Genomic DNA, 10,300 nt, shown 5'->3' with positions numbered 1-10,300 from the left:
GCCAGCGGATCGTGCATGGCGGAGCAGGGCCGGCCGAAGATGCCCTCATAGAACCGGAAGTAGTAGCCCAGCATGTCGCCGAGGGCCTGCGGGACCGGGTGGTCCGCGGCGAGCAGTTCCTGCCGGTGGCTTTCCTCCAGGACGTTGGCCATTGTGACGTCCAGCGGCACCAGGGTCACGTCCCAGTCGGCGGCCAGCACCAGGGCGGCGGCCTCGGGGTCGTTGAAGATGTTGGCTTCCGCCACCGGGCTAATGTTCCCGGGGGCCAGGGCCGCCCCGCCCATGATGGTGATTTCGTCCACGAGCGAGGGCAGCGCGGGGTCCAGGCGCAGCGCCTCGGCGATGTTGGTCAGCGGGCCGATGGCGAGCACCCGCAGCGTTCCCGGATACTCATGGGCGAGCCGAACCAGCATCTCGGCCGCACTCTCGGACTCCAACGTGGCGGACGCCGTCGTAAGGGAAACCCCGCCGACCCCGTTCTCTCCGTGCACCCACGGCGCCCCGCCGCCAAACTGCCCGGCCAGCGGATCGTGGGCGCCGAGCGCCACGGGAATGTGCGCGTGGCCGGCGAGCTGGAGCAGGTCCAGGGTGTTGCGGGCGCCGACGGCGGCACTGACGTTGCCGCTGACGGTCCCGATGCCAACCACGTCAGCGGTGGGGGCCGCCAGCAGGTAGGCCAGGGCGAGGGCGTCGTCGATTCCGGTGTCGCAGTCCAGGTAGAACGGAAAGGTGTCGGTCATGGCGGAGGTTCTCTTTCGGTCGAAGGGAGTTAGACCGTCTCGCCCTTGGGGGCGGCGACGAAGAGGCTGACGATGAACGCTGCGGCCGTAATGGCCACCGAGATCCAGAGGGCGGTGGTGTACCCGGCGGCGGTGGCCTGGGCGGCGAAGGGTGCCACGAGGACGACGCCGAGGCTCGCCCCGATGCCGAAGGAGGCACCGTTGATGCCGGGCAGGGCAGCCGGGGCTTCCTTGGGTGAGAGCAGCACCGAGAGCCCGTTGATGGCGGTGAGGAAGAAGCCGTTGTAGAAGATGCCCAGGGCCGCAACGGCGATCAGCACCGCGATCTGGTTGTCCGAGAACATGGCGGCTGCGATAGCGCACGCCAGGCTCAGTCCGGTGCCGGCGCGGAGGGTCTTGATCCAGCCGCGCCGGTCGGCGAGCCAGCCAGCGAGAGGTGCGGCGAAGACGCCGATCAGGGCGGCCGGGGTGAGGAACAGCAGCGCGGAAACTGATGCGGTCAGCCCGAAGCCGGCACCGGCGTCCTGGCTGAGGAGCACCACGGTGAAGTTGATGATGGCGAAGATGCCGGCGAGGGTCAGGACGGTGGTGGCGATGACGGGCCAGACCTGGCGGGAGCGCAGGTGGTGGACTGCGATGAGAGGGTTGGTGCGCCGTTTCTCGATGCTCCAGAAGGCGGCGAAGGACGCGATGGTGGCGGCGAGCAGTGCCAGGGTGCTGGGCGCTGTCCAGCCGGCGGCGGATCCGCCGGAGACGAAGTAGGTGATGAACACAAGGAACACGGAGAGGGATCCGGCGCCCCACCAGTCCATGGCGCCGCGCACGCCCCGCGGCCGTCCGGCCGGAACAATCTTGATGATGCAGGCGGCGGCGATGGCGGTGAGGACCAGCACGACCACGAAGATGGAGCGGAAGCCGAGGGTCTCGGCCATCAGCCCGCCCACGTAGCCGTCCACGCCCCCCACTCCGCCGTTGATGGCGGCGATGATGCCCACGGAGGTGCCGAAGACCTTCGCCTGCAGATTCTCGCTGAGCACGATGTAGGCGAGCGCGAACACGGCGCTGGAGACGCCCTGCAGGAACCGGCCGGTGACGAGCAGGGGCAGCGTGGGGGCGGCGATGCAGAGGATGGTGCCGGCGCCCATGATGCCGAGGACCAGGAGCAGGGCGGCGCGGCGGCCGATGAAGTCGCTCCAGCGGCCGATCACGGGCCCGGCGATGGCGCCGGCCAGGAAGAACATGGACTGCACGGGCGCGGCGCTGTCCGCACTCTGGCCGAATGCGGCGGCGATCTGGGGCAGTGCAGGGGTCACCATGCTGGCGTTGAGCTGGAAGGACAGCACGCCCAGCAGCAGGGTGGAGATCAGCAGGGCGGCGCGGCGGCCGGCGAAGGCGGGCTGTTCCGCGCTGACCGGCGGGGAGGCGGCAACCGACGTTGGGGTGTTCACATCAAACTCCTTTGTTCGAGCTGAATCATCCGGAATGGCGATTCGAGTTGTTATACAACCATGTATGACGCACAAGTACAACCATGTCGTAGACTATTTCCTAATCCGGCCACTTCCGGCTTCGCCTCGAGAGAGACTTCCCATGAGCAATCGACTTCCTGCCGTCACCGTCGTCGGCAGCATCAACCTGGACCTGATCGCCACCGCCGAGAGACTCCCCACTGCCGGCGAAACCATCGGCGGGGCGGTGCTCTCCGAACAGCCGGGCGGCAAGGGCGCCAACCAGGCCGCGGCGGCTGCACGGCTGGGCGGGAATACCCGGATGGTCGGCGCCGTGGGCAGCGACGCCCAGGGGCAGCGGATGCTTGACGCGCTGGCGAGCGCCGGCGTCGACACCTCTGACGTCGCGGTCCATCCGGAGGCGACCGGGACGGCGCTGATTGTGGTGGACCGCGACGGCGAGAACCAGATTGTCGTCTGCCCGGGCGCCAACTCCAGCCTCTCCCTGGAGGGCGTGGAGTTCGGCCCCGAGGAGACGGTGTTGTGCCAGCTGGAGGTGGGCCTGCCCGTGGTACTGGAGGCCGCCAGGCGGCCCGCCGGGTACTTTGTGCTGAACGCCGCACCAGCGATGGACTTGCCGGCCGAGCTGCTGGAACGCTGCGACTTGGTGATCGTCAACGAGAGCGAGTACGCCCTAATCCCCGCCCTCGCCGCGGCCAAGCTGGTGGCCGTGACGTACGGCAAGGACGGCTCCGCGATGTTCGAGAACGGGCGCCGGGTGGCAGAGGCTCCCGCATCCGCAGTGACGGTGGCGAACACCATCGGCGCGGGCGACGCGTTCTGCGCGGCCCTGGTCCTGGCACTCGGCGCGGGACTTGACTACTCCACGGCGCTGGCGGCCGCCAACGCCGTGGGGGCGGACGCTGTGGGCGATCCATCTTCGCAGCCGGCTCTGGCCCTGCTCGAGGAGTACGTTGCCCGGGTCGCTGGGGCCGGGGTTGTTGGACGGTGAATCTGGTCCTCAGGCAGGCAACGCCCGCCGATCACGCAGAGGTCCGGAGAATCACTCGGGAGGCGTACCTCCATGCGGGGCATTTCACCGCCGATCACCCGTACATGAGCGTGCTTGAGGACGTGGAACACCGGGCGGAGCATGCCGAAGTGTGGGTGGCCGAAGCCTCCGGCGCGGTGGTCGCGGCCGTGACGCTGACCTTCGCAGGCCGGCCGTACAGCGAGATCGCGGTGGACAATGAGCTGGAGTTCCGGATGCTGGCCGTTGATCCTGCGGTTCAGGGCGGCGGGATTGGTCGCGTTGTAGTCCGCAGGGTCATTGAACACGCGCAGTCGCTGCCCGCAATCAGGGCGATCAGCATTACGAGCGCGACGTTTATGGGACGGGCACATGCTCTTTACGAATCCCTGGGTTTCCAGAGGGTTCCGAAGCGCGACTGGTACGTGCCCGGCGAGGACGTCCTTCTCTGGGTGTTCCGCCTGGAGCTGCAACGATAGTTGCCCGCCGCTTGAGCCTGCCGATCAGGGCAATTCCCCCGGCCCCGCCGTCCGACCGGTCAGGAACCCCAGGACCCTCTCTCACTTCCCGCACGGCGACCCGCCTCAAGGAATTCATGCGGATCCTTCTGTGCCTGGCAAACGGCTCTTGACCGCCACACCGGCCCGGTCCAGCATAGGAAGACACACTGGCGGTCTCCAGAGAGATGGCGGTTGACGATGGCCCGGGGAAATTTCGACGACCGATTCTGGGCAGGGCAATTCCCCAGATGGGCTGGCGCCGCAGCGATGCTCGGCGGCGTGCTGTGCGTCTTGGCCGCATTCCTACACAATCTGGAACCGATCGGCTGCATCGGCTTGGAATGCGAAACAAGAGCCATGCGTACATCGACCGGGTTTGCCCCTTTGGCAGCCTCTGTCGCGTCCCTTCTCATACTGGTTGGCGTAGCCGGTATGGCACTCCTTGCACGGCGATCCGGCCAGTACCTCAAGCTTGCGAACGCTGGCCTGATTACGGCCGCAGTTGGTCTCATCCTGCTGTTTACGGGCGCGCTCATCCAGACGGTATTCTTCGCCGGCGACTTCCCAGGGATGCCCTATTTTGTCATCCCCGGGCTGCTGGCTATCATCGCAGGCCTCCTGATGATCGGGGTCTTCATTCTCCGTTCAGGTGTTCTTCCACGATGGCTCGGGATCGTCTTTGTGGTCAGCACTGTCGCGTTGCTGGCAGCCAATGAACAAACACCTGCTGTCCTGCTCGCCATACCTTTTGGGCTCGCCATGGTGGCTGCCGGCTACTACATGTGGGTAGGGGCGGCAGTTATGCAGCCGCCCCTGCCAGAAGCTGCTGGATAGCCGAACAAACCTCATCCAAACGACGGTGGACCGGTGGAATAGACCATGGTGCTACTAATCCCTGCAGCAGGGATCCTGTTTTACCTTGCATTGTTTCTCGTTGCCCTGGTCCTGCTCGGCATCTTCTGGGGCATTTACGGTCTAATCATCGGGCTGACGCACGTTACGGCCCTGGCCACCAGGAGGAAGAGCCGGCCGAAAGCACTGCGGAAGACCCCCGTTAGCCCCAAGCGCAAAGTTCCCCCCGCCCCCGACCGGGCACCGCGGCCCGCACCAGTCCCGGCCTCGCCCGACATCTGGCCCAAATGGACTCCTGCCCACAGGCGCTACGTCGATGAGGAGTTATCCCTTTGGCAGGAGCAGTTCGACGCGTTGAACTCCAGGAAGTAGAAACTGCTCCAAATCGACAGGTCTTGTCACGCAGTTAACCACGCATTCACGCCGCCCTTACAAACTGTCCAACCGGCCTCAATACGTTGGAAGCCATGGACAACATTTCACGCAGATCCCTCCTTTCCGCCGGCCTCGGGGCCGGGCTCGTCGCCGCCTGGCCGGGTGCCGCCGTCGCCGTTTCAACAGCGGACGACGCCGGTCTCCGCACCGATCCGTTCCTGCTGGGTATCGCCTCCGGCGAGCCCTGGCCGGACGGCTTTGTGATCTGGACCCGGCTGGCACTGGACCCGATCGCCGAGGACGGCCTGGGTGGCATGCCCTCCCGCAACGTCGCGGTGGCGTGGGAAGTGGCTGAAGACGCCGGCATGCGCACCGTAGTAGCCCGCGGCGTCGAGCATGCCCGGATCGAAACGGCGCACTCGGTGCACGTCGAACTCAAGGGCCTCCGCCCGGGGCGCGAGTACTTCTACCGGTTCCGCACGGGTAAGCACATCAGCGTGGTGGGCCGCACCCTCACCAGCCCGGCGCCGCACGAGACGCCGGCGGCGCTGGCCATGGCGTTCGCCAGCTGCTCGCAGTACGAGCACGGCTACTTCACCGCCTACTCGCGGCTGGCCCAGGACCACCCGGACCTGGTGCTGCACCTGGGCGACTACATCTACGAGTACAAGAAGGACAGCTACGTGATCGGCGGCGGCAACCCGCGCGACCACCAGGGCCCCGAAACTTCCACTCTGCAGGGCTACCGGCAGCGGCACGCGCAGTACAAGTCCGACGCCGACCTGCAGGCCGCGCACGCGGTCGCGCCGTGGCTGGTGGTGTGGGATGACCACGAGGTGGACAACAACTGGGCGGACGAGATCCCGGAGAACAAGGACGCCGGGCAGCTGAACGACACCACCGAGCGGTTCCGGCAGCGCCGCACCGCCGCGTTCCAGGCGTACTACGAGAACATGCCGCTGCGGGCCTCGTCCGTGCCGGCCGGGGTCGACATGAAGATCTACCGCACCATCCAGTGGGGCCAGCTGGCCAACTTCCACATGATGGACACCCGGCAGTACCGGGACGACCAGCTGGCCGGGGACGGCTGGAAGAAGAACGTCACCGAACGCCTCGCCGAGGACCGCACCATCACCGGCGCCGAGCAGGAGAAATGGCTGCTGGACGGCTTCAAGAACTCCACCCAGCGCTGGGACATCCTGGGCCAGCAGGTCTTCTTCGCCGAAAAGGACCGCAACAAGGCCCCGGAGATCGACGACGTCTCCATGGACGGGTGGGACGGCTACGCCGCCTCCCGCCGCCGCATCACCCAGGGCTGGGTGGACGCGAACGTCCGCAACGCCGTCGTACTCACCGGCGACGTGCACCGCAACTGGGCCAACGACATCAAGGTCGACTACAGGGACCCGGCCTCCCCCGTGGTCGGCTCGGAACTGGTCTGCACGTCCATCAGCTCCACCGGCAACGGCACCGGCTCAACGGTGGATCCCGTCATGGCCTGGAACCCGCACCTGAAGTTCTACAACGACAACCGCGGCTACGTGAACACCAAGATCACCAAGGACGCATTCACCGCCGACTTCCGGGTCCTGGACCACGTCACGACGCCGGGATCCCCCGTCAGCACGAAGGCCTCCTTCGCGATCCAGGACGGAGTCCCGGGACTGGTCGGTGGTTGAGCCAGTCTAGGGCTGAACAACATTCACGAGTTCTGACCGTTTTCCGGTCTGCAGGTCCTCGGTCAGGACCAGGCCACCGACCTCGGGGCAGTGATACTTATGCTCACGGGAATTCTTTTCAAGCGGCGTCCAGTCGTAAACCTTGACGCAGTCGGTGTACGTGCGGGCTTTCGTGGAGACGGTCTCGCCGGTGGCGACGGTGTCCCGCATGTCTTCTGCATGACCAACGTAGAATTCCTGCCTATAGGAATCGCCGGTGCGCTGCTCGGCCTTCATCCAGATGCCGGCTTTTGCGCCATCTTTTCCGTGCAGAAAGCTGCCGGCGTGGTCCAGCAACATCCCGTTCCAATAGTTGCTCACGTCCTCGCCGAAGTACCACACGTCACCGTTCTTGTGCTGTGCCAGGTAATCCCGGGTTTCCTCTACAAGCTGCCCGTTCTTGTATTCCTTGTCCAGGTAGATGGCCGTCTCAACGCCCTCTATGGTCTTGGTCTCCTGCAGGATTTCGATTTCAATCCTCTCAGTGACGCGTCCTTGCTCGGTCGTTTCGTAAGTCATTTTTTTGCCGACGGGGAGGGCGAAATATTGATTGGTAATTTTGGTGGTGAAATCGGCCGGGTTGATCTGCGGATCGTACTCCGCGGCCCTGCTCCTTTTTGTGTTGTCGAAGACAAAAAGTGCCGCCCCGCCAACAACAAGCAACAGGACGACGAGAGCAAAGAATATTTTGGATCGTTGATTCATGACCTATCCCACTCCTTCTGAGTAGAAATTCCTGTAGGGGGTCAGAGCACCATTGCTTGCCCATGGCCATAGGAGAAAGGTAGTGCAGTCCGTCGTGAACCTGAACCCCCTGTACGACGACGGCGGACCCACGGCACGCTCGTCCGGCTTAGCAAGGGGCGCCACCGTGGGGCCGGTAGGATGTGCCGCATGGCCCAGGACGAGGTAGGCGGCAGGATCGAGGCCTTCGTGGCCGATTTCCACACGAGGTGGCAGCGGTCAGGCAAGTCGCCGGGCATGTTCGCTTTCGACCCTGGGGTGTTCGAAGGTGCATTGTCTTCCAGTCCCGCGCACGACCCGTCCGCCGAGCAGACCACCGTCCTCGAGGTCACCGAGTACCTCGGGTACCGACACATCTGAGGGTTATCGGATGCAGTCAGCGCTCACTCGTTTCAGATCCTTCCGGAGCGTGGCCGCAACCGCCGCAGCCCTCCTGGCGGTATCTGCCGCGGGTTGCGCCAGCGCTCCGGAGCCGCCTGGTGTCCGGATCGCTGCTGTCGGTGACATGAACGGCGTCAAGAACTATGCGCCTGATAGCCCGTCCGGTCGGAACGGTGCGGCGATCACGCGGCTTGTGCAGAACAACGACATTGACGCGTTCCTAGGGCTCGGGGACTTCCAGTACGACACGGCGTACTGCGATGACTACGTGAACTACTGGACGCCGTTGTGGGGTGGCACGATGCCCAAGTTGTACTGGGTGTCCGCCCCCAGCCACGACTGGGAACCCGGCCACAACGAAGACCTCGACAACTTCATGAATGGCCAATGCCCGGGGTCTCGGGAAAAGGCTGCGATCAACCAGGAGCGTGGGTTCATCGGGAACGGGGAACCGTACTCGAAGGACTTCGGGAACTGGCACTTCGCGTTCCTGTCGTCCGCGCTCTGGCGGTACAACCCCACGCAGGCTCGGGCGTTGACGGCGTGGCTGGACAACGACCTCGCTACTGCCAAGGCGGCGGGTAAGCACCTGGCGGTAGTTCATCACGAACCGTACTTCACGTCGAACACGAACGAACATGAGCGGGCCGCTGACCACAAGCCATGGATTGACGTGATGTGGAAGCACCGGGTCCGTCTGACCCTGTCAGGGTCACAACACAACTACGAACGGTCATGTCCGGTGAACAACGCTGACCAGTGCGTCGATGACGGGATGACGGCGTTCCAGGTTTCCACGGGAGGTATCGGTCTCCGTCCCTTCACTAGCCGTCCGCCGTACATTGTGAAGCGGTTCAGCGACACCCACGGGTTCCTTCAGATGACACTCCGAGACGACGGGTCCTTCGACTGGAACTTCGTTCCAACGTCGGGGTCGGACACAGACGCCGGTACGCGTTCCGCACCGTAGTAAAGCCGGGTAGTCCGGGCTGAAAGACGGGTAGCGCCTGCGAGAAATACGAGTACACGGCAGCCCCTCACTACGCTGGTTGGCCTCCTGACCCGGGAATACACTGACCAGACGCCTGCCGCGACGCCTGACAAAAACCGAAGGGAGAAGAATTTCATGGAACCTGATGCCCGTCGCCGGTGACAGCGGCGGCAACCGAAGAATCCACTATCCGCCGGGAAGAGATCATGAGAAAGACCCTGCTCGCGTTCATCACGCTGCTGCTTGCGCTGGGTAGTGTTGTGGTGGTGCCGGTTGCGGCGTCGGCTGCTGAGGGTGATGTTGGGGTTGAGGGTCCGTCGCATTCGGGGACGGGGACCCCGACGGGTACGAAGCGGGCGACGAGTTCGTTGTGGTTCAACGACGGGCTCTGGTGGGGGAACCTGTGGGACACTGCCAGCTCGGATTTTCATATCTTCCGGTTCAATGCCGCGACGAGCTCGTGGGTCAATACGGGCGTGGCGACGGACAATCGGGCGGGCACCCATCATGACGTGTTGTGGGACGGGACGACGCTGTATGTGGCGAGCTACCGGTTCGTCGCCGACAACCTGCCGGCTGTGCCGAACTTCCCGACGACGATGCGAAGTTACAGCTACAACTCGAGTACCAAGACGTACTCGCTGCTGTCCTCTACAAACATCAACAACTACAAGGTTGAGACCCTGACCATCGATAAGGACTCGACGGGTCGGGTGTGGGCCACGTGGCAGCAGGGGAACAAGATCTATCTGAACGTCACTGGCACGGACGGCACAACATGGGGCACGCCGTTCCCGCATCCTGCGTCGTTGAGCAACGTGTCTGTGGACGACACGTCGGCTGTGATCGCGTTCGGACCCGGCAAGATGGGTCTGATGTGGAGCCGGGAGGTCGGTGACGCCACGGACGGCATGTACTGGAGCTACCACGTCGATGGAGCGTCGGACACAGACTGGAGCGAACCTGTGGCGGCGGTGTCGGGGCAGGGCAGCAGCGATGACCATATGAACTTGAAGTGGCTGGACTCCTCGGGTGATCGGGTTTTCGCCGCTGTCAAGACGTCGTTCACGTCCGCGCCCCAACCGCTGATCCAGCTGTTGGCATTGAATGGCACGACCTGGTCGTCGCACCCGATCGCGACTGTGTCGGAGTGCCCAAACCGGGTGCTCGTCCTGATTGATGAGAGCACGCAGAGACTGCGTACCTTCGCTTCCTATCCGAAGCCGAATGGCACGACGAACGCTGGTGTCTGCAGTAACTCCGGGGGCGCCATCTACGAGAAGTCCTCGCCGCTGGACAACATCAGCTTCACCACCGCGAAGACGGCTCGTATCGTGGACGCCGACCAGTATGTCCACAACGTGACGTCAACGAAGCAGAACCTCAACAGTGCGGCGCGGGGCACGGCCAACAGCGGTCTGCTGGTGCTCGCCGATGTGAACGCCACCAGCCAGTACTGGCACTTTTACGACCGGGCGCCCGTTGCCTCCTTCACGGCCACCCCCACTTCCGGCACCGCGC

Annotated in this window: 11 protein-coding genes; 8 read left to right on the top strand and 3 right to left on the bottom strand. The window is 64.5% G+C overall.

Annotated features, from left to right (window positions below; all coding sequences use genetic code 11):
* Both V6M49_RS05180 and V6M49_RS05175 read right to left on the bottom strand, forming a co-directional pair.
* On the bottom strand, positions 1-740 hold a 740-nt coding region (locus tag V6M49_RS05180), incomplete at its 3' end, for a nucleoside hydrolase (RefSeq protein ID WP_332760408.1).
* 29 nt (positions 741-769) lie between these two features.
* Positions 770-2,188, bottom strand: a complete 1,419-nt coding sequence (locus V6M49_RS05175; RefSeq protein ID WP_141139754.1) for an MFS transporter — start codon at positions 2,186-2,188, stop codon at positions 770-772.
* Positions 2,189-2,330: 142 nt separating this feature from the next.
* On the opposite strand from V6M49_RS05175, the gene V6M49_RS05170 reads away from it, so the two are divergent.
* The 5 genes from V6M49_RS05170 to V6M49_RS05150 all read left to right on the top strand — a co-directional run bounded on the left by V6M49_RS05170 (position 2,331) and on the right by V6M49_RS05150 (position 6,624).
* A complete protein-coding gene (locus tag V6M49_RS05170) occupies positions 2,331-3,200 on the top strand; it encodes a ribokinase (RefSeq protein ID WP_332760405.1) in 870 nt (289 codons plus the stop codon).
* Positions 3,197-3,697, top strand: coding sequence for a GNAT family N-acetyltransferase (locus tag V6M49_RS05165; RefSeq protein ID WP_332760403.1), 501 nt, complete (start codon positions 3,197-3,199; stop codon positions 3,695-3,697). Before V6M49_RS05170 ends, V6M49_RS05165 begins: the two co-directional genes overlap by 4 nt.
* Before the next feature lie 453 nt (positions 3,698-4,150).
* A complete protein-coding gene (locus tag V6M49_RS05160; RefSeq protein WP_141139743.1) occupies positions 4,151-4,552 on the top strand; it encodes a DUF2207 domain-containing protein in 402 nt (133 codons plus the stop codon).
* A 45-nt stretch (positions 4,553-4,597) separates the two neighbouring features.
* Positions 4,598-4,942, top strand: a complete 345-nt coding sequence (locus V6M49_RS05155; protein ID WP_332760400.1) for a hypothetical protein — start codon at positions 4,598-4,600, stop codon at positions 4,940-4,942.
* A gap of 95 nt (positions 4,943-5,037) precedes the next feature.
* Positions 5,038-6,624, top strand: coding sequence for an alkaline phosphatase D family protein (locus V6M49_RS05150; RefSeq protein ID WP_332760398.1), 1,587 nt, complete (start codon positions 5,038-5,040; stop codon positions 6,622-6,624).
* Positions 6,625-6,630: 6 nt separating this feature from the next.
* Here the strand turns inward: V6M49_RS05150 and V6M49_RS05145 are convergent, their stop codons facing one another.
* Complete coding sequence (locus tag V6M49_RS05145) at positions 6,631-7,368, bottom strand: hypothetical protein (protein WP_332760396.1); 738 nt, start codon at positions 7,366-7,368, stop codon at positions 6,631-6,633.
* Between the two features lie 189 nt (positions 7,369-7,557).
* Between V6M49_RS05145 and V6M49_RS05140 the strand changes: the two genes are divergently transcribed.
* The 3 genes from V6M49_RS05140 to V6M49_RS05130 all read left to right on the top strand — a co-directional run.
* Positions 7,558-7,767, top strand: coding sequence for a hypothetical protein (locus V6M49_RS05140; protein WP_332760395.1), 210 nt, complete (start codon positions 7,558-7,560; stop codon positions 7,765-7,767).
* 49 nt (positions 7,768-7,816) lie between these two features.
* Positions 7,817-8,758, top strand: coding sequence for a hypothetical protein (locus V6M49_RS05135; protein WP_332760394.1), 942 nt, complete (start codon positions 7,817-7,819; stop codon positions 8,756-8,758).
* A gap of 227 nt (positions 8,759-8,985) precedes the next feature.
* Positions 8,986-10,300, top strand: a 1,315-nt coding sequence (locus V6M49_RS05130) for a hypothetical protein (protein ID WP_332760393.1), incomplete at its 3' end; no start/stop codon positions are given.

It is taken from the genome of Pseudarthrobacter sp. (assembly GCF_036675385.1).
Classification (GTDB): domain Bacteria; phylum Actinomycetota; class Actinomycetes; order Actinomycetales; family Micrococcaceae; genus Arthrobacter.
The sequence above is the reverse complement of the archived record's forward strand: the minus strand, read 5'-3'. Positions and strand labels throughout refer to the sequence as shown.

Excerpts from the sequence above, each read along its gene's own strand:
- V6M49_RS05150 (WP_332760398.1), top strand. The coding sequence starts at position 5,038 with ATGGACAACATTTCACGCAGATCCCTCCTTTCCGCCGGCCTCGGGGCC.
- V6M49_RS05145 (WP_332760396.1), bottom strand. The coding sequence starts at position 7,368 with ATGAATCAACGATCCAAAATATTCTTTGCTCTCGTCGTCCTGTTGCTT.
- V6M49_RS05160 (WP_141139743.1), top strand. The coding sequence starts at position 4,151 with ATGGCACTCCTTGCACGGCGATCCGGCCAGTACCTCAAGCTTGCGAAC.
- V6M49_RS05170 (WP_332760405.1), top strand. The coding sequence starts at position 2,331 with ATGAGCAATCGACTTCCTGCCGTCACCGTCGTCGGCAGCATCAACCTG.
- V6M49_RS05155 (WP_332760400.1), top strand. The coding sequence starts at position 4,598 with ATGGTGCTACTAATCCCTGCAGCAGGGATCCTGTTTTACCTTGCATTG.
- V6M49_RS05140 (WP_332760395.1), top strand. The coding sequence starts at position 7,558 with ATGGCCCAGGACGAGGTAGGCGGCAGGATCGAGGCCTTCGTGGCCGAT.